This window comes from Streptococcus sp. 2018037, assembly GCF_019754195.1.
GTDB lineage: Bacteria > Bacillota > Bacilli > Lactobacillales > Streptococcaceae > Streptococcus > Streptococcus hashimotonensis.
The window spans coordinates 73,989-91,317 of the sequence record NZ_JAIJZQ010000007.1; the positions used below are offsets into that span (position 1 = coordinate 73,989).

The 17,329-nt window shown below is 42.6% G+C and carries 18 protein-coding genes and 1 pseudogene; 2 read left to right on the plus strand and 17 right to left on the minus strand.

Going from position 1 to position 17,329, the window contains the following annotated elements; all coding sequences use genetic code 11:
• Nucleotides 1-120 precede the first annotated feature (120 nt).
• The 17 genes and pseudogenes from msrB to treR all read right to left on the minus strand — a co-directional run bounded on the left by msrB (nucleotide 121) and on the right by treR (nucleotide 12,942).
• A complete protein-coding gene (msrB, locus tag K5Q29_RS04305; RefSeq protein ID WP_105139371.1) occupies nucleotides 121-1,059 on the minus strand; it encodes a peptide-methionine (R)-S-oxide reductase MsrB in 939 nt (312 codons plus the stop codon).
• Nucleotides 1,060-1,098: 39 nt separating this feature from the next.
• Nucleotides 1,099-2,628 carry an AMP-binding protein gene (locus K5Q29_RS04310; protein WP_105139372.1) on the minus strand — a complete coding sequence of 510 codons (1,530 nt, stop codon included), beginning with the start codon at nucleotides 2,626-2,628 and terminating at the stop codon, nucleotides 1,099-1,101.
• A 133-nt stretch (nucleotides 2,629-2,761) separates the two neighbouring features.
• Nucleotides 2,762-3,076, minus strand: coding sequence for a thioredoxin (gene trxA, locus K5Q29_RS04315; protein WP_012775426.1), 315 nt, complete (start codon nucleotides 3,074-3,076; stop codon nucleotides 2,762-2,764).
• Nucleotides 3,077-3,477: 401 nt separating this feature from the next.
• On the minus strand, nucleotides 3,478-3,798 hold the full coding sequence (locus tag K5Q29_RS04320; protein ID WP_024413257.1) for a hypothetical protein: 321 nt from the start codon (nucleotides 3,796-3,798) through the stop codon (nucleotides 3,478-3,480).
• Between the two features lie 12 nt (nucleotides 3,799-3,810).
• Complete coding sequence (locus K5Q29_RS04325; protein WP_024413256.1) at nucleotides 3,811-4,197, minus strand: hypothetical protein; 387 nt, start codon at nucleotides 4,195-4,197, stop codon at nucleotides 3,811-3,813.
• On the minus strand, nucleotides 4,176-5,435 hold the full coding sequence (locus tag K5Q29_RS04330; protein ID WP_105139373.1) for an Mbeg1-like protein: 1,260 nt from the start codon (nucleotides 5,433-5,435) through the stop codon (nucleotides 4,176-4,178). The genes K5Q29_RS04325 and K5Q29_RS04330 overlap by 22 nt, the downstream gene beginning before the upstream one ends.
• Complete coding sequence (locus tag K5Q29_RS04335) at nucleotides 5,428-5,817, minus strand: DUF1310 family protein (RefSeq protein ID WP_105139374.1); 390 nt, start codon at nucleotides 5,815-5,817, stop codon at nucleotides 5,428-5,430. The genes K5Q29_RS04330 and K5Q29_RS04335 overlap by 8 nt, the downstream gene beginning before the upstream one ends.
• Nucleotides 5,818-5,901: 84 nt before the next feature.
• Nucleotides 5,902-6,690 (minus strand): annotated as a pseudogene (locus K5Q29_RS04340) (esterase/lipase family protein); the annotation flags it as partial.
• 2 nt (nucleotides 6,691-6,692) lie between these two features.
• The gene (locus K5Q29_RS04345) at nucleotides 6,693-7,070 is read right to left on the minus strand and encodes a DUF1310 family protein (protein WP_044762595.1); all 378 of its coding nucleotides are present in this window, start codon (nucleotides 7,068-7,070) and stop codon (nucleotides 6,693-6,695) included.
• A 47-nt stretch (nucleotides 7,071-7,117) separates the two neighbouring features.
• Nucleotides 7,118-7,516, minus strand: a complete 399-nt coding sequence (locus K5Q29_RS04350; protein WP_239515177.1) for a hypothetical protein — start codon at nucleotides 7,514-7,516, stop codon at nucleotides 7,118-7,120.
• 1 nt (nucleotide 7,517) lies between these two features.
• On the minus strand, nucleotides 7,518-7,910 hold the full coding sequence (locus K5Q29_RS04355; RefSeq protein WP_205032590.1) for a DUF1310 family protein: 393 nt from the start codon (nucleotides 7,908-7,910) through the stop codon (nucleotides 7,518-7,520).
• A 1-nt stretch (nucleotide 7,911) separates the two neighbouring features.
• Nucleotides 7,912-8,088 carry a hypothetical protein gene (locus K5Q29_RS04360; protein ID WP_193433962.1) on the minus strand — a complete coding sequence of 59 codons (177 nt, stop codon included), beginning with the start codon at nucleotides 8,086-8,088 and terminating at the stop codon, nucleotides 7,912-7,914.
• A complete protein-coding gene (locus tag K5Q29_RS04365) occupies nucleotides 8,085-8,471 on the minus strand; it encodes a DUF1310 family protein (protein WP_205032591.1) in 387 nt (128 codons plus the stop codon). The genes K5Q29_RS04360 and K5Q29_RS04365 overlap by 4 nt, the downstream gene beginning before the upstream one ends.
• A 169-nt stretch (nucleotides 8,472-8,640) precedes the next feature.
• On the minus strand, nucleotides 8,641-10,974 hold the full coding sequence (locus K5Q29_RS04370; protein WP_105139376.1) for an endonuclease MutS2: 2,334 nt from the start codon (nucleotides 10,972-10,974) through the stop codon (nucleotides 8,641-8,643).
• Between the two features lie 340 nt (nucleotides 10,975-11,314).
• Nucleotides 11,315-11,863 (minus strand): CvpA family protein, encoded by a 549-nt coding sequence (locus K5Q29_RS04375; protein ID WP_015646357.1) that lies wholly within the window; start codon nucleotides 11,861-11,863, stop codon nucleotides 11,315-11,317.
• Nucleotides 11,860-12,171, minus strand: coding sequence for a hypothetical protein (locus K5Q29_RS04380; protein WP_002935948.1), 312 nt, complete (start codon nucleotides 12,169-12,171; stop codon nucleotides 11,860-11,862). Before K5Q29_RS04380 ends, K5Q29_RS04375 begins: the two co-directional genes overlap by 4 nt.
• Before the next feature lie 57 nt (nucleotides 12,172-12,228).
• Nucleotides 12,229-12,942, minus strand: coding sequence for a trehalose operon repressor (treR, locus tag K5Q29_RS04385; RefSeq protein ID WP_044683691.1), 714 nt, complete (start codon nucleotides 12,940-12,942; stop codon nucleotides 12,229-12,231).
• Between the two features lie 224 nt (nucleotides 12,943-13,166).
• Between treR and treP the strand changes: the two genes are divergently transcribed.
• Nucleotides 13,167-15,161: a PTS system trehalose-specific EIIBC component gene (gene treP, locus K5Q29_RS04390; RefSeq protein WP_105139377.1), complete on the plus strand. Its 1,995-nt coding sequence runs from the start codon at nucleotides 13,167-13,169 to the stop codon at nucleotides 15,159-15,161.
• A gap of 225 nt (nucleotides 15,162-15,386) precedes the next feature.
• Complete coding sequence (gene treC, locus K5Q29_RS04395) at nucleotides 15,387-17,012, plus strand: alpha,alpha-phosphotrehalase (RefSeq protein WP_105139378.1); 1,626 nt, start codon at nucleotides 15,387-15,389, stop codon at nucleotides 17,010-17,012.
• Nucleotides 17,013-17,329: the final 317 nt, after the last annotated feature.

A 17,329-nucleotide genomic window follows, 5' to 3' on the forward strand; every position in this document is an offset into this window, starting at 1 on the left:
TATATGTCCCTTAAGAAAAATCTCTATACAGATTATTATATCAAAATCATCTTTCTGAACATACAATTTTAATACACAAAAAGCCTATTCTTTGCGAATAGACTTTCTGCGTTCATAAATTTATTTAAGCAACTCCAAAAACAGGCCATATCCTGCTTCTTCCATTTCCTCTCTCGGTATGAAACGAAGGGCTGCTGAGTTGATACAGTAACGTAATCCACCTTTGTCACGCGGTCCGTCATCAAAGACATGACCTAAATGAGCATGACCAGCCCGACTGCGGACTTCGATGCGGTTCATGCCGTGGGAGAGATCTTGGAAATAAGTCGCAACTTCCTTGCTGATTGGTTTGGTAAAGGAGGGCCAGCCGCAGCCTGAGTCGAATTTGTCCGTCGAGAGAAAGAGGGGCTCACCAGTCGTAATATCGACGTAGATGCCAGCTTGGTCACTATTCCAAAACTCATTTTCGAAGGGTCTTTCCGTCGCAGCTTCTTGAGTGACTTGATACTGGAGGTCGGTCAAGCTGTCTTTTAAGACTTGCTGGTCTGGCTTTTGGTAGTCTGCAACATCAATCAGAGGGATCTTTGCCTGCCCAAGATCGATATGGCAGTACCCTTGGGGATTTTTCTTCAAATAATCCTGATGGTAGTCTTCGGCGGGGATGTAATGCGCGAGTGGCTCCACTTCAACGGCTAGGGGGCGTCCGCCAAAGAGCTGAGACTGCTCCGCCATGACCTGCTCGATGGTCGGCAAATCAGCCTTATCTGTGTAATAGATACCAGTCCGATACTGGCGACCCTTGTCAGGCCCCTGCTGATTGACAGAGAAGGGATCAATGACGCGGAAATAATAGAGGAGAATTTCCCGCAAATGGATACGAGTCTCATCATAGGCTAGATAGAGTGTTTCTGCGTGATCTGTTTGTTTGAGGAGTTGATAATTGGTCGTCTCCACCTGTCCATTGGCATAGCCAACGCTGGTGTCGAGAATACCATCAATCTGGGAAAAGTAGCCTTCCATTCCCCAGAAACAACCGCCTGCTAGATAAATTTCTTTCATGTGAACTCCTTCTTATCTGCAAGCGTGGTTTCGTCACCCTTACAGATTTTTTTCTTTCATTTCTGCTTCCATTTTGAGGCGTTGAACCTTCATGGTCGCAGTTCGTGGAATGTCGTCATAAGCCATCAAGATAGGCTCTTTCAATAGTGGTAGGTCTGCAACCATTGCCCACCAAGCTTCCCAGTTCATCTCAGCATCTTCTGCCAGAGCAATAATCGGCTGCGGTGCACCATTGACATCGCGGATAATCACGACTTCTGATAAAAAGTCCAATTTATCCAGCAATAAATCTTCCAAGGCTAGATTGCTGTCGATGTGCTCAATGAGGTCAACCTGACGGTCTTTTAGAAGAAGTGTACCCTCTGGAGTCATGCAGCCGTAGTCACCACTATCCCACCAAGCACCGTACACATTTTCTTGGAAGCGGGCATCTTCTTTATAGTAGGTCACAGCACGTCCTTTTGACAGGAACTGGATATGTCCGTTTTCTCCAGCTGGGAGAGGATTCCCTTTGGCATCTGTGATGCGTGCTTCTGTGTAACCTTCCAGACCAATCCCCATATCTCGTCCGCTAACTGTTCCTAGATTTTCCAAATGATGGTAACGTAAAATCATTGGACCACATTCACTTTGACCATAAACCTGCATAAAGACTGGATGTTGCTCTTTAGAAGCCTCCAAGAAGGCGCGAAGCGTACCAATATTGATAGCATCAAAGGTTGAATGGTAATAACGAATGCTACTAAAGACCTCTGGTTTTTCCTTGACCAATCTTGCCCATTGGACAAAGTTGTTAGGATGGGTTTCCAGAGCACTTGGACGGTGAAGAGCAAGCGCCCGTTCAACATCATCTTTTCTTGCAGAAGAAAGCGGGTAGAGGGGGAATCCTAGCCCAATCGCCGACGACACGCCGATATTATAGCGCGAATGAACAGGGGAGATATGGAAGGCCAGCAAGCCTCTCTCCGTCATCTTGTCAAAAATAGTCTGTTGCCAAGCTACTCGCCAGCCCATGGTCTGTGCTGTGTGGCAGATTAGTTTTGGAACACCTGTCGTTCCTGAAGTATGGGTCATGTACTGAATGACATCTTCTGGCAGGAGATTTTCTTCAAATGTATCTGCTTCTTGCACTAGGACTTGGGGTAAAAATACCTTTGTGACCAGGTCAGTTCGGGTCATTCCTGCTACACGTTCTTCCGTTTCCTGGTCGTAGACAATGAAAGACTTTTCCAATCGCTCCGCAAACACATCTAAATTCGAAGATGGCAAATGGTAGGAAATCATAACAGGAACAGCACCCAATGCCGTTACCGCTACTGCTAACAAATAGGTGTCGAAAGCTGGGCTTTTATACAGAACCACCTTGTCCCCATAGCCAATACCTGCTGCTGCAAATTGAGCAGCTCTTTTTTGAATAGCCTCAAAAACTGTTTGATAGGTATTTTCCAATCCTAATTCAGGGAAGGATGCGTAGGGGTGGTCAAAATAAATGGCAACATTTGGAAACTCTTGAGCTGCTGTTTTAAACTGACGATAAAGATTTAATGGTTTGTAACTAATAGTTGACATATCTAACCTTTCTAAAATGACAATGATAAGGTTATTACAACATCTTGTGCCAACCTTCACAATCTGATATCTTTGTATGACTCACAGTTGTGAAAAAACAAGTAGTCAATCCACCACTTGCTTTCATTTTCAATTAACCAATCTCTGCCAAGATAGCTTTGATTTGATCTTTCGTGTGGACACCAGCAACTTGTTTCACAACCTGTCCATCTTTTTTGAACAAAAGAGTTGGGATAGACATGATTCCAAACTGACGAGCTGTGTTTGGATTTTCATCAACATCCATCTTGTAAATACGCAATTCATCTTCATCCACTTCATCTGCCAATTGCTCCAAAATTGGCGCTTGCATGCGGCATGGACCACACCAAGGTGCCCAGAAATCCACTAGAACTACGCCTTCTTGTGTTTCAACTTCAAAGTTTGCATCTGTAATAACTTGAACCATACAATTCTCCGTTTCTGTTTTTCTACTATTATTCTACACCAAAAGAAAATAGAAAGCGAATTTTTGCTACGGAAGAGAAATGAGTTAAACCTATCTATAAAAATTTCAGTTGTAAAAACAAATGGGTAAAGCCAAACTTGTCCGCAACGATACAAGCGAGAAATGAAAAATTGTTTTGCTTATCAAATCCAATTGTAACAATGAGACAAGGTGACGGAGTAGGTGCTACGGGAAAAAGAGGGGAGATAGATGTGTCGAGAAAATAGTGACTTGGAAAAACGTATTGGTCAAGCCAAACTAGACCGCAGGGAAACGAGGGGGAACTGGGTGACTGTTCTTCCTGTCAAATCCAGTTGTAGCAATGGGAAAAGATTTACGAAAGGGTGCTACAGGATGAGATATTACTCTACCTCTTCCAATTTTGTATATTCTTTTGCCTTTTCTTTCACAACATGTTGTACCTTTTTTGAAAACTCGCCTTTTATACTTGCATCAAAACTGTTTGCAATCAATTTTACGGAATTTTCTCCATCATTTCCAATTGTTTGAACTTTCTTCTTGTGTTGTTTTAAAATTGCATTCTTTTCTCGCAGTTTGAGTGGAGCATAGATAGAGCGAATCAGCCAACGTTCAATTTCTTTCTCTATAGCATTAATCGTCGCGTAGTCTATCTGGTCAGCTTTGGTATATAAATCTTGCAACATTTGATAAAGTTGATGCATTGGCTCTCCCTTCTATTCTCGATATTTTGTATAAATTTCGTCAATCTGATCTTGCATTTTTCGGTACTGGTTTTTATAGTAGGTATCCAAGTCCTCTTGTTTCTGATCCAATCGGTGAATAGAGCTGTATCGCTCTTGATCGATTGCGGTATGCCATTCAGACATGCCATTGTTGAGTAACTGGTGCAAGTCTCCAGTCTCGTCTCCAACTTGTCGCAATTCAAACAGAACTTCTTGATACTTTTCTTCCAACATTCGAGTCAATATTCGAGTGGTTTCTTCAACATTTTCATAATGTTCTTGTAGTTCTTTTTGAGCTTTTCGTTGTTGGTTCTCAATATCCTCCCATTCCCACTCTTTCTTCATTAACTCTGTCTTTAATTTATCATACTGGTCCATTCTTGTATCCTCTGTGCTAACGTCTGGTCTTCCGTTACTTTCTGCTCGATCCCTGCTTGGATTTGACTTTCTAAATCCACTAAGTCCTGCTTGAGTTGATTGGAGCGAGTGATAAACTTCTCGACTTGATTGGTGCTATCTCCTACCAGGCTATGATAGTCAACACCTGCACTGCTGTAGGCCTGTCTCACTTCATCAGGACTCAAAATGAAGCCAAAAGGGACATTTCCTAAGCTACTGTAGACTTCATTTACTTCTGTAAGGGTGGAAGTGGTCTCTTTTTCGAGTGTTTGGTGAGTGGTTTCCGCAACCTTAACCAGTCCTTGAGCCAGGATGCGGGCTTGTTCGCTATCCAGATAGATGGTTTCACGCGAACTGAAGCCACCACGGGATAGGGTTGCTTTTAAAGTAGCATAGTGGTACATTTCCGACGAGACATGGTGGAGAGCATTGGAATAATGTTGTTCTAGTTTTGAAGAACCTTCCTTTACTTTTAGGCTGCCGTCGGTGTTCCATTGATAACCACCCCACACGTGTTGATCAATAGGATTGAGATTAGTCTTGCTGTCCACACGATAGACTATGCCGATTGCCCCCTCACTCGTTCCTACAGGTGATTTATAGCCGGGAGCATCTTTCCCTGAATAGCCAATAGGAACGAAATCCTTTTGATCAATGTAATTATGAATACGGTATTTCAGAGCATTCACTCTGGTTTTTTCTGCTTCCGTCAAAGCAGGATAAACATTTGGGCCGTTATAGATATAAGCCCCAGCAATGCGGTCAATATCTGAAACAGTGGCCAGAGCATATTGAGCATTCATTGAGCCTAACGAGTGACCGTAGACTGTAATCTGAGCATTAGGGTAATCCTTCAGGACCTGGTTCAGAGTTCTGGATGCAGACTGAAGTTGGGGCGTCACTTCTGACTTATTAGATATAATATTGTGCGCCATCGGCAAATCATTATCCAGCCAATCTGCTGCAGAGCCTTCCTTCCCTGGACCTTTAGAACCTTGGAACAAGACTATCACATTGCCGTCAGGCTCTTCAACCACATAACCATCCAAACCTGTTGCATCTTTGAGTACCTTACGGACTGTGCCGATGGAAACTTCCTCGTCAAAAAAATTTGTGATTACAACTTCATCACCTTTTAAATATGGAGTATATTCTTCATATGCTACCTGTTGTCTATCAAAATCAGTTAAATTTATTTTTATTTTTGAATTATTCATTTGCTTCTTCACCTAATAACTTAGTTAAATCGGATGACTTTCCGCCTCCAGCCAGCTTAACAATGCCATCCTTTCTTTTTTCAATCCTATAATTTATATAGAGATTGTCATCGTTATTCAAATATACGGAAAAATTTATCCCTCCCATTGGATTGTGGTGAATTGAGACATTGTCAATGGAGTAGGACCTTATTATTCCTTCTTCAGTTAACGCTTTAGCGTCATAAGAAATTAACCTCTCCTCAACCATTTCCCTCACTTCCTCACTCTTCACAATCTCTACCATCTGGTCGTGTTCAATTTTCTGCATCAGCTTAAATCCTCCTATTCCAAGTGCTATAGCGGCAATAACGCCAACTAGTATTTTGACAACTGTTTTCATTTCAGACCTCCTTTATGAAATCCTATCAAGCAAGACGCTTTCTTACCTCATAGTATAACATAAATTTAGTGGTTTAAATATATAAGTGGAAGAAGTCTGTAGGACCTTAATATTGCCAGAAGAGTCTAACTGATAGCCATAGGTCATGTGCTGATTGCCAAGATCGATATCCTTACTTTCCACGAAGTGGACCATCCCAACGGAATCTAAACTTCCTTTGTCTAGGTCACGCCCAACCATACTGACAGGGTCTTTGAGATCTGCATAATTATGAATCAGCCCTTTGACGGAGTCGACCCGTGCTTTCTGTTGGTCGTCTAGGATGCCGTATATATTAGGACCATTATAGATATACGCGCTCTCTAAACGGTTAATGTCGGTGTCAGATAAATTAGCAATGGCGTACTGGACATCCATCGAACCTAGGGAGTGGCCGTACAGATTGACTTTTGCATTTGGGTAGGTAGCCATTATTGTATTTAGAGCTTCCGAAGATGCTTTTAATTGTCCACTCGCATGGTCATGGTTCTGGGTATAGTTCGGATGATCTTGGGCAAAGACGCGCAAACCTAAAAAAAGATCGTTTTCAGCCCAGTCATTCCACACATCTGCAGGTTTTGACAATACTTCATTTGGTCCAGTCGAGCCTCGAAAGAGAACCGTAACTTCCAACACTTGGTCTTTGGGCAAATTTGGATCTTTCACGACAGCATAAACCTGTTCACCATTGCCATTTTCATTGTCGAAGTCGAGGGTGACTGTGCCGACAGGAGAGCCATTCGGGGTTTTGACTACACTATTCTTCACCATATCTTTGTTATACTGACTCATCCCAATTTGAAGATGAGGATCATCTATATATTTTCCTGCCATAGCTACTCCTCTAAAAATGTTGATAATTCTCCAGATAGTATGTAATAAGCTGTACTATATGTCCCATCTTCATTATCAATTAGATTAAAACTCATCGTTTTCTTTTTATCATTGTTGACATAAATCTTTGTCATTAGACCACCCATCGGATTATATCCCAGTTCCTCCAGCTCAACCTCGTATGTTCTAATTTTACCTTCCTTGGTAAGAGCTGCTGGTTCTTCCATCCTTAAATATTCCTCATAAACCTTTTTCGCCTCTTCACTAGTAGCAATAGCGACCATCTTTTCATGTTCCTTGTGTTGCATATATCCAATTCCTCCAATTCCAATCCCGATTACTAACAAAATGCCGATAATAATCTTCATTACTTTTTTCATCCTAGACCTCCTTTATGAAATACTATCAAATAAGAGCATTTCTTACCTCATAGTATAGCATAAAACGAGTGACCGTAGACTGTAATTTGAGCATTAGGGTAGTCCTTCAGAACCTGGTTCAGACTTCTGGAAGCAGACTGAAGTTGGGGCGTCACTTCTGACTTATTAGATATAATATTGTGCACCATCGGCAAATCATTATCCAGCCAATCTGCTGCAGAGCCTTCCTTCCCTGGACCTTTAGAACCTTGGAACAAGACTATCACATTGCCGTCAGGCTCTTCAACCACATAGCCATCCAAACCTGTTGCATCTTTGAGTACCTTACGGACTGTGCCGATAGTTAGTTCTTCTTTGACATTGGTAAAAATCTTAACAGGGTCGCCAACTACATAATCTGTATACTCCTCCTTAGCTATTCTTTGTCTCTCTTGTTCAGTGTACATATTATTCCCTCGTCTCTTTTGATATTAGATTCTCAAACCTAGAGGAATTCCCTCCACCTTCAAGCACTATTTTTTTTGTATTAGAATCTTTATTAATTGTATAAAAAACATACAGTCCACTATCATTATTAACGTGAACCGTAAAGCTAATTCCTCCCATTGGATTACGGCGAATTGAGGAACTATCTATAGAGTAGGACCTTATTGCTCCCTCTTCAGTTAACGCTCTTGTATCATAAGAAATTAACCTTTCTTCGATAATCTCCCTCACTTCCTCACCCTTCACAATCTCCACCATCTGGTCGTGTTCAATTTTTTGCATCAACTTAAATCCTCCTATTCCGAGTGCTATAGCGACAATAATGCCAACTAGTATTTTGACAACTGTTTTCATATCAGACCTCCTTAGCATAAACCTGTTCACCATTGCCATTTTCATTATCGAAGTCGAGGGTGACTGTGCCGACAAAGGAACCGTTTTGAGTCCAAACAGGTGCTCCTTGAATCATATACTGATTGTACTGAGTCATGCCAATCTGAAGTCGAGGTTCGTTTATGTATTTTTTAGTCATTGATATTCCTCATTTAAAAATCCTAGCAGATCTGGGGAGCCTATATAATAAGCAGAATGGTATGTTCCATCCCCATTATCAATTAAATTATAACTGATGTATATGTTCTGTTTACCATTAAGATATACATCTACCATCAGCCCGCCCATAGGATTGTATTTTAAACTGTTCGTGTCAATTTCATAAGATTGAATGACCCCATCTTCTTCAAAGGCATTGGGATCTCTTTTTTTCATGAAATCTTCATAAACCTTTCTCGCCTCCTGACTAGTAGCGATTGCGACCATCTTTTCATGTTCCTTGTGTTGCATATATCCAATTCCTCCAATTCCAATCCCGATTACTAACAAAATGCCGACAATGATCTTCATTACTTTTTTCATCCTAGACCTCCTTTATGAAATCCTATCAAGTAAGACGCTTTCTTACCTTATAAGTATAGTATATCATAACCTAGTAAGTACTTGAACTGTATTTTGACCCATCCTATTCCCTGTATCGCAGAAATATAAAAGCAAGAACAGACTGACTCTATCCTTGCTTGCTAATTCCTTATTTAAACGTCACAATAGTACAGCCTGAGCCACCTGCATTTTGTGGGGCGTAGCCGAACTCCTTGACCTGCTTGTTTCGGCGAAGGTACTTTGTCACCCCTTCTCGGATAACCCCTGTACCAATACCGTGGACAATGTCGACTTGTGCCAGATTGTTGAGAAGGGCCTGGTCGATAAATTCATCCAACTCCATCATTGCCTCTTCGTAGCGTTTGCCACGGAGATCTAAGCGGGCTTTTGGTCCACGTACATTGGCGCGTTTGACTGTGTGAACCTGGCGTTTCTTAGGCTGCTCTGCCTTTTCCGCCTTGACTAAGTCAAACTCATCTTTGGCCAAGGTCATCTTAATCAAGCCAACCTGAGCTTCCCAACGTCCATCTTTAAGCTGATTGGTCAGGGTGCCGCGTTGTCCATAAGCTGTAACGATAATGTCATCGCCCACCTTGGCTTCCCGCTGAATTTTGGCTTTTTTCAAGACTTTGTTCTTAGACAAATCCACCACTTCAGGTGCCAACTTTTTCAACTCTGCCTTGGCTTCGATGATCTGGTGGGGCTTAAGACTGGCTGCAGCATGAAGATTTTTGAGAATATCCTCGCTTTCTGCCAATGCCATATCTACAATTTCCTTGGCTTCCAAGCGTGCCTTGTTAAGCTCATTTTCCCGCTCACGATTGAGCTCGTCATAGAGCTTGCGAAGGGCTCTGTTCATCTTGTAATTTTCTTGCTCCACATCACGAATCTTATCCAGACGCTGACGGCTTTCAACCGTCTGGCTTTCCAATTTCTCGATAATGCGGTTCACATCGCTATCTGTATCCGTCCAAGATTGGGCTGACTGGATAATAATATCAGATAGACCAAGACGGCGGGCAATTTCAAAGGCATTGGAGCGACCAGGAACACCCTGCATAAACTTATAGGTTGGGCGCAGGCTATTGCTATCAAACTCCATGCTGGCATTTTCAATACCAGAGGTTTCTATCCCGTAGGCCTTGAGCTCAGGATAGTGGGTGGTTGCCATGGTCTTGATCCCCCTCAGACGAAGGTCATCCAAAATAGCCATTGCCAAAGACGCACCCTCCTGCGGATCTGTCCCCGCTCCCAACTCGTCAAAGAGAATGAGGGAATCTTGATCTGCCTCCGCTAAAATCTGTACCGTGTGGGTCATGTGACTAGAGAAGGTTGATAAACTCTGCTCAATCGACTGTTCATCACCAATATCCGCAAAAATTTCTTTGAAGATAGCTACCCGACTGCCCTTGTCAGCCAAGATAGGCAAACCAGACTGAGCCATAAGGTGCGTTAATCCCAAGGTCTTGAGCATAATGGTCTTACCACCCGTATTGGGACCTGTGATAACAATAGCCGTCAACTGACTACCGAAATACAGGTCATTTGGTACAGGCTCAGCAATGAGCGGATGGCGAACGTTGAGAAGGGCAATATCCTGCTTCTCAGATAGTTTGGGTACAACTGCTTGATGATCACGCGCAAAGAGATGCTTAGCACGGACGAAATCAATATGTCCGATAAGCCAGGCATTGTTACGAATCACCCCACTATGCGGACGGAGCATATCCGACAATTCCTGCAAGATACGGTTGAGCTCGTGGCGTTCTTCTGCACGTAGGTGACTGATTTCTTCGTTCAGGGTCACTACCGCCCGTGGTTCAATATAAACGGTCGAGCCAGAGGCAGAAATGTCATGGACAACCCCTGCAATCTTATTGCGATAGGTATTTTTAACAGGAAGGACATTTCGCCCATTACGACTTGCCAAAATGCTGTCAGACAGCATGTCGCCTTTAGTCTTCAGAATATCCTGCATGACCTGACGGACCTGGTCTTCAGCTTCACGGATTTTCCGGCGGATACGAGCCAGCTTTTCAGAAGCAAAATCCTCTACAAAACCAGCATCATTGATGGACTGTAGGGAGCCTTGTAAATGTGGAAAAAGCTCAATCTTCTCAAAGAGTTTATTCAGCTGGCTAAGACTGACATTTTCCAGATTTCCATAAAAATCCAAGAGAGATTTAGAAACTTCCAAGACCTTTTTAACAGCTAATAGCTCAGCGATATTGAGGTCTGTATCCAATTCCAAACGACGCATGGCTGGACCAATGTCACTAGTAGCAGCCAGACTGAAATAGGGATTTTCCACAAAAATCTGCGCTATGTCTGTCAACTCGTCGAAGGCCTGTTGGATACGGTGGACTTCCACCATGGGCTCCAACTGTCGTAATTCTTCAAAGCCCTGTTCCGTCAAGAGATAGGGCTCAATTTTTTGTCTTACCTTGTGAAATTCAAGGGTTTCAATAATTTTATTATTCATTTGTTCCTACTTAGTCTTTTCCTTAGGTTTATCTCATTATCAAAACAATAATAAGATAAAAATATAGTCTTTCCCAGTCTCTTACATTAAAAGTATAACAGTCAACTAATACTCAATGAAAATCAAAATCAGACTTGCTCCAAAGGTTCGGGGAACCTTTAGAGGTTGGAAATAGGCGAACGTAGTTCGTTTCGCTCTGATGCAGATTGAACTCTGTTCCTTTTATATTTCAAGGGAACAGGCTGAAAAGATCCACTGGATCTTTTCTCTCAGTAAATCAACAACGTCCTATTTTGATTTTCGAAGAGTATAAATGACGATAAAAAGGATAAGGTCTCCCTTACCCTGCTATATTACTCAACCAGAGAGATTTTAAAAAGCTACTAGTGAATGGTGTGTATTGAATCATGATGTTGGCAAGAAAACTACTGTGCAATTTATCTTGAATCATCGCTAACGGAATAGTTGATAGCAAGACCATCACAATCTGAAGAGAAATAAAAGTCACCAAGACAGCCAAGGTACCGCTTATGAGATTGGTCGTTTTTGTATCAGGATTAAAAGCCTCTAATAGATGGACAAATATTCCTATGAAACGCACAATAGCGTAAACCAAGACGTATATCAGAAGAAAGGCCAATCCTGCATAAAATACCATATCTAGGTCAAAGAGATATTTCTCATCAAAATAATAGTTGGAGCTCCCCTGAGTCGCATTGGCAAATGGCACCCAGAGATAAAGGAAGGATGCCAATTTTTTATAAGTAGCCGTCGCAACCACCAGAGCAATAATACTTCCCATGCTATAAAACGCCTGTAGAACTAGACCACGACTGTAGCCAATGTAGAAACTCCATGCCAAAATGAGAATAATTGCTAATGAAATCATACCTTGTCCTCAAGCTCGTCTAAGTCAATCAAGGTCACATTCTTTTTCAAGACCTTTTCTTTGACGCTTGCAAGTTCTTGTTCCTTTTGTTCAAATGCCATCTCGCGTGTTAGTTGAACGGATAGAGCATTGATTGCCAACAAAAGCGCGAGGGTTTCAGGGTCCGCCGTCGGCATCTTTTCTTTGATAGCTTGGTATTTTTCCTGTGCAATACGCTCAATCTCTTCCATGAATAAATTATCATGCTCAGTTGTCAAGGTTAATTGCTTCTCGCCAAATGTAAATTTATATCGATTTAAGTTTGCCATATCTTACCTCTTCTTCTATCTATTATAGCGTAAAAAACTTGATTTGGCTAATCTATCCTATAAAGAATGCTTTCTACGAGCAAAATCTACAAAGCGGAATTTATCAATTTTATGCTTGCTTTCTGTATATTGGAACTGCTGGGTATCACCCAGATAGACACGAGATTTAATCAAGACCAAATAATCATCCTTCGATTGCATCAGATCGCGCTCTTCTCGACTGGTCGGCTCTACCGTAATCTCTTTTTGTGCATAAGCAATGTCAAGGCCTAACTTATTTTCCAGGTATTCGTAAATGGATTTTTCAGCAATAGCAGTTGTCAACTCTGGCACGACATCGACAGCAAGATAATCTGTATCCACAACAGAGACCTTACCGTCAATCGAACGTGTACGGACAACTTTCCACACCTTGCTATACGGCTCAAAGCCTGTCAAATGCGAAAGGCTACTATTAACGGTAATCATATCTAAGCTGACAACATCTGTCTTGGTAGAAAGCTGGAGAACATTTGTCAACTCCTGATAGGAAGTTAACCCTGAAACTGGGAAATTGAGAATTTCTTGCTTAAGGACCATTGAACCACGCCCTTGCACTTTTTGAATCAAACCTCCCTCAGTCAAAATCGCCAACGCCTTACGAACCGTATCACGACTAACACCATAGATTTCCTGAAGCTGCTGTTCTGTCGGTAGGGAGCTCTCTGCCGGATAAACATTTGTCCGTATTTTTTCTTTTAAGTCATTATAAATTTCTTGGTATTTTTTCATCATTTCCTCGCAAATTCATCTGTCACAACTATCAACATTATAACAAAATTCATTTCAAAATTAAAAAAACTAAGCAAAAACGCTTGCATTATTTTTTGAAATCGGATACAATAATACCACAAAGGAAATTTGTCCGTACAAATTTCAAAAAAAGACATACTTTTGGGAGATGTCTAAAAAATATAGGATGACGGATTCCATAAGCCGTCTAGAAGGAAAAATATATGGGAAAATTTGAAAAAGAAGCCAAACAGCTCCTAGAAGCTATTGGCGGAAAAGAGAATGTCAATGCAGTAACACACTGTGCAACACGCATGCGCTTTGTTCTTGCAGATGAGAAAAAAGCAAACGTAAAAGTCATCGAAGACATTCCTGCTGTAAAAGGAACATTTACCAACGCTGGTCAATTCCAAGTCATCATCGGTAACGATGTACCAATCTTCTACAATGACTTTACAGCTGTGTCTGGTATCGAAGGCGTATCAAAAGAAGCTGCTAAGTCAGCCGCTAAAAGCAACCAAAATGCCATCCAACGTGTTATGACCATGTTGGCGGAAATCTTCACACCAATCATTCCTGCCCTTATCGTCGGCGGTTTGATTCTCGGTTTCCGTAACGTCTTGGAAGGCGTTCAGATGGAATGGCTTGGACAAGCCATGAAAGACGGGCAGTTGGTCTTTGACGCTGACGGTAACCCTGTATGGAACACCATCGTTCAGGTTTCTCCTTTCTGGAATGGTGTCAATCACTTCCTCTGGTTGCCAGGTGAAGCCATCTTCCACTTCTTGCCAGTAGGTATCACTTGGTCTGTATCTCGTAAAATGGGAACTTCACAAATCCTTGGTATCGTCCTTGGTATCTGTTTGGTTTCTCCTCAGTTGCTCAACGCTTATGCTGTACCTGGTACAGATGCAGCAACCATTGCCAGCGACTGGTCTTGGAACTTCGGTGCATTTAGTATTGCCCGTATCGGTTATCAAGCGCAAGTTATCCCTGCCCTTCTTGCCGGTTTGGCACTTTCTTATCTGGAAATCTTCTGGCGTAAGGTTGTTCCAGAAGTGGTCTCAATGATCTTCGTACCATTCCTATCACTTCTTCCAGCTATTATCCTGGCTCACACTGTCCTTGGTCCTATCGGCTGGACAATCGGTCAATGGTTGTCAACTATCGTATTGGCAGGTTTGACTGGCCCATTGAAATGGCTCTTCGGTGCGGTATTCGGTGCCCTCTATGCACCATTCGTCATCACTGGTCTTCACCACATGACAAACGCCATCGATACACAATTGATTGCGGATGCTGGTGGAACTGGTCTCTGGCCAATGATTGCTCTTTCTAACATCGCTCAAGGTTCTGCAGTATTTGCCTACTTCCTCATGAACCGTCACAATGAGAAAGAAGCTCAGATTTCACTTCCTGCAACTATTTCTGCCTACCTAGGTGTTACTGAACCAGCTCTCTTTGGTGTCAACGTAAAATACATTTACCCATTCGTAGCTGCTATGATTGGTTCAAGTATCGCAGGCTTACTCTCTGTAACCTTCAATATCCAAGCTGCTTCTATCGGTATCGGTGGTCTTCCAGGTATCTTGTCTATTAAGGCTGAATACTGGGGTGCATTCTTTATGACAATGATTGTTGCGATTGTTGTCCCAATGATTTTGACAGCTGTTTTCAAACGTACAGGTGCATTTTCAAAAAAAGAAGAAACTGTTGAAGAAGTTGTAGCCCCAGCTGAAGCAGTTGTTGAAACTGGCGCTGCTATCGAATTGATTAGCCCACTTACTGGTCAAGCCAAAGAATTGTCACAAGCTACTGACCCCGTATTTGCTTCAGGTGTCATGGGACAAGGTGTCCTTATTGACCCAAGCGAAGGTATCTTGGTTGCTCCAGTCGATGGTGAAGTATCTGTCCTCTTCCCAACTAACCATGCTGTTGGTATCACTGCTACAAACGGAGTTGAGCTCCTTATGCACATTGGTATGGATACTGTTGGATTGGAAGGCAAAGGCTTCACAGCCCATGTCAAACAAGGTGACAAGGTAAAAGCTGGTGATAAATTGATTAGCTTTGACATCGATGTCATTAAGGCTGCCGGTCTTGTTGCTGAAACACCAGTTATCGTGACCAACCAAACTGACTTTGACACTCAAGTTATCGGAAATCTTCCTCGTGCCATCTCGCAAGGCGAAGCTATTCTGACAGTTACAAAGAATTAATGTTCTAGGAGGCTGGGCAAAAAGCCCTGGCCCACTTCTCAGTGTTCGTGTCAACATCTCAGCGCAGTGGTTGATTGGCAGATTTGTTCGTGTTTCATACTCCAAATCTGACCTAATCAACTGTGCGGGGGTGGGAAGACGAACTCTTTTTGACTTAGTCGAGTTCTTTCCCACTCCCTATCATTGCTTATGCAAGAAGGAAAAAATTAAGAAAGAGAGAGCAAAATGACAATAGACAAACGAAAGGTTGTTTATCAAATCTACCCCAAATCTTACAAGGACACGACTGGAAACGGTGTCGGCGACCTGCGTGGGATTATTGAAAAACTTCCATATCTAAAAGAGCTAGGCATTGATATGATTTGGCTCAACCCTTTCTACCCAAGTCCTCAACGGGACAACGGCTATGACATTTCTGACTATACAGCTGTCAATCCTGATTTTGGGACCATGGCTGACTTTGAAGAAATGGTAGCTGTCGGCAAAGAGCTAGGTATCGAATTCATGCTAGACATGGTTCTCAACCACTGCTCGACAGACCACGAATGGTTCCAAAAGGCCCTAGCTGGCGACAAATACTACCAGGATTTCTTTATCCTGCGTGACCAGCCAACTGACTGGTTTTCCAAGTTTGGCGGCAATGCCTGGGCTCCATTTGGCGACACCGGGAAATATTATCTCCACCTCTTTGATGTGACCCAAGCTGACCTCAATTGGCGAAATCCGCATGTTCGCGACGAACTCTTCAAGGTGGTCAACTTCTGGAAAGACAAGGGTGTCATGGGCTTCCGCTTCGACGTTATCAACCTTATCGGCAAGGATGAAGTCCTAGAAGATTGCCCAATCAACGACGGCAAGCCAGCCTACACCGACCGTCCGATTACCCACGACTACCTCAAGATGATGAACAATGCTACTTTTGGTAGCGAAAAAGGCTTCATGACCGTTGGGGAAATGTCTGCCACCACCATTGAAAACTGCATTCTCTACACAGCTCCTGAGCGGGAAGAATTGTCCATGGCCTTCAACTTCCATCACTTGAAAGTGGACTACAAGGACGGTCAAAAATGGACCATTATAGACTTTGACTTTGAGGAACTCAAACGCCTCTTTCACACTTGGGGCGAGGAGATGTCAGCTGGTAATGGCTGGAATGCCTTGTTCTACAACAACCACGACCAACCTCGTGCCCTCAATCGCTTTGTTGATGTGGAGAATTTCCGCAATGAAGGAGCAACCATGCTGGCTGCCTCTATCCACCTGTCACGCGGCACGCCTTACATCTACATGGGCGAGGAAATCGGCATGATTGACCCCGACTACGATAGCATGGACGACTATGTCGATGTGGAGTCTATCAATGCCTACCAGATGCTCTTGGACCAAGGTCACGCACCTGAGCAGGCCTTCAAGATTATCCAGGCCAAGTCCCGTGACAATTCCCGCACCCCGATGCAATGGGACTCTTCTGACAATGCAGGCTTCTCAACAGGCACCCCTTGGCTGAAGGCTGGCAAATCCTATCCAACCATTAACGTTGAACAGGAAAAAACAGGCCCAATCTTTACCTTCTATCAAGAGTTGATTCGACTCCGAAAAGAACTCCCCCTCATCTCAGAAGGGGATTACAAGGCGGCCTACAAGGATAGCCAGAAAGTCTACGCCTTTGAACGCTTACTAAATGGCGAAAAACTACTGGTCCTCAACAATTTCTTCGCAGAAGAAGTTGAGTTCGACCTGGCAGACGATTATGCCCATGGTCAAGTCCTCATCAGCAACTATCCTGACAACAAACTAGGCAAAAAAATCATTCTCAAACCTTACCAAGCATTGGCGATTCAAGTTAAATAAACGATAAAACATCCGAAAACAACACTCTACATGTCAATTTTAATTTTCCTAAAATTAGAACCTGCCTTCACAGCTCAGTATGTTACTTGTAAAGGCAAGTTCTTGGTTTAAGGTTTCTTTTAGGAATATATTTTATACTGTAATTTGTGCACGAAACAGCTATCTGGGGGGAGATGGCTGTTTCTTCTTTTATAGACAATATGTAAAGACCCCCAGTTGAGAATTCGTGGATTTACCTGTACACTAGAATAAAAAAACAATCAACTTCTAACAGGAATTACCACACTCAATTGGAGGTCTTATATGTTTCATTTTAC

What these genes read in the sequence shown, in the direction of transcription:
- msrB (WP_105139371.1), bottom strand. Translation starts at nt 1,059, where the DNA reads ATGAAAGAAATTTATCTAGCAGGCGGTTGTTTCTGGGGAATGGAAGGC.
- K5Q29_RS04310 (WP_105139372.1), bottom strand. Translation starts at nt 2,628, where the DNA reads ATGTCAACTATTAGTTACAAACCATTAAATCTTTATCGTCAGTTTAAA.
- trxA (WP_012775426.1), bottom strand. Translation starts at nt 3,076, where the DNA reads ATGGTTCAAGTTATTACAGATGCAAACTTTGAAGTTGAAACACAAGAA.
- K5Q29_RS04320 (WP_024413257.1), bottom strand. Translation starts at nt 3,798, where the DNA reads ATGCATCAACTTTATCAAATGTTGCAAGATTTATATACCAAAGCTGAC.
- K5Q29_RS04325 (WP_024413256.1), bottom strand. Translation starts at nt 4,197, where the DNA reads ATGGACCAGTATGATAAATTAAAGACAGAGTTAATGAAGAAAGAGTGG.
- K5Q29_RS04330 (WP_105139373.1), bottom strand. Translation starts at nt 5,435, where the DNA reads ATGAATAATTCAAAAATAAAAATAAATTTAACTGATTTTGATAGACAA.
- K5Q29_RS04335 (WP_105139374.1), bottom strand. Translation starts at nt 5,817, where the DNA reads ATGAAAACAGTTGTCAAAATACTAGTTGGCGTTATTGCCGCTATAGCA.
- K5Q29_RS04345 (WP_044762595.1), bottom strand. Translation starts at nt 7,070, where the DNA reads ATGAAAAAAGTAATGAAGATTATTATCGGCATTTTGTTAGTAATCGGG.
- K5Q29_RS04350 (WP_239515177.1), bottom strand. Translation starts at nt 7,516, where the DNA reads ATGTACACTGAACAAGAGAGACAAAGAATAGCTAAGGAGGAGTATACA.
- K5Q29_RS04355 (WP_205032590.1), bottom strand. Translation starts at nt 7,910, where the DNA reads ATGAAAACAGTTGTCAAAATACTAGTTGGCATTATTGTCGCTATAGCA.
- K5Q29_RS04360 (WP_193433962.1), bottom strand. Translation starts at nt 8,088, where the DNA reads ATGACTAAAAAATACATAAACGAACCTCGACTTCAGATTGGCATGACT.
- K5Q29_RS04365 (WP_205032591.1), bottom strand. Translation starts at nt 8,471, where the DNA reads ATGAAAAAAGTAATGAAGATCATTGTCGGCATTTTGTTAGTAATCGGG.
- K5Q29_RS04370 (WP_105139376.1), bottom strand. Translation starts at nt 10,974, where the DNA reads ATGAATAATAAAATTATTGAAACCCTTGAATTTCACAAGGTAAGACAA.
- K5Q29_RS04375 (WP_015646357.1), bottom strand. Translation starts at nt 11,863, where the DNA reads ATGATTTCATTAGCAATTATTCTCATTTTGGCATGGAGTTTCTACATT.
- K5Q29_RS04380 (WP_002935948.1), bottom strand. Translation starts at nt 12,171, where the DNA reads ATGGCAAACTTAAATCGATATAAATTTACATTTGGCGAGAAGCAATTA.
- treR (WP_044683691.1), bottom strand. Translation starts at nt 12,942, where the DNA reads ATGAAAAAATACCAAGAAATTTATAATGACTTAAAAGAAAAAATACGG.
- treP (WP_105139377.1), top strand. Translation starts at nt 13,167, where the DNA reads ATGGGAAAATTTGAAAAAGAAGCCAAACAGCTCCTAGAAGCTATTGGC.
- treC (WP_105139378.1), top strand. Translation starts at nt 15,387, where the DNA reads ATGACAATAGACAAACGAAAGGTTGTTTATCAAATCTACCCCAAATCT.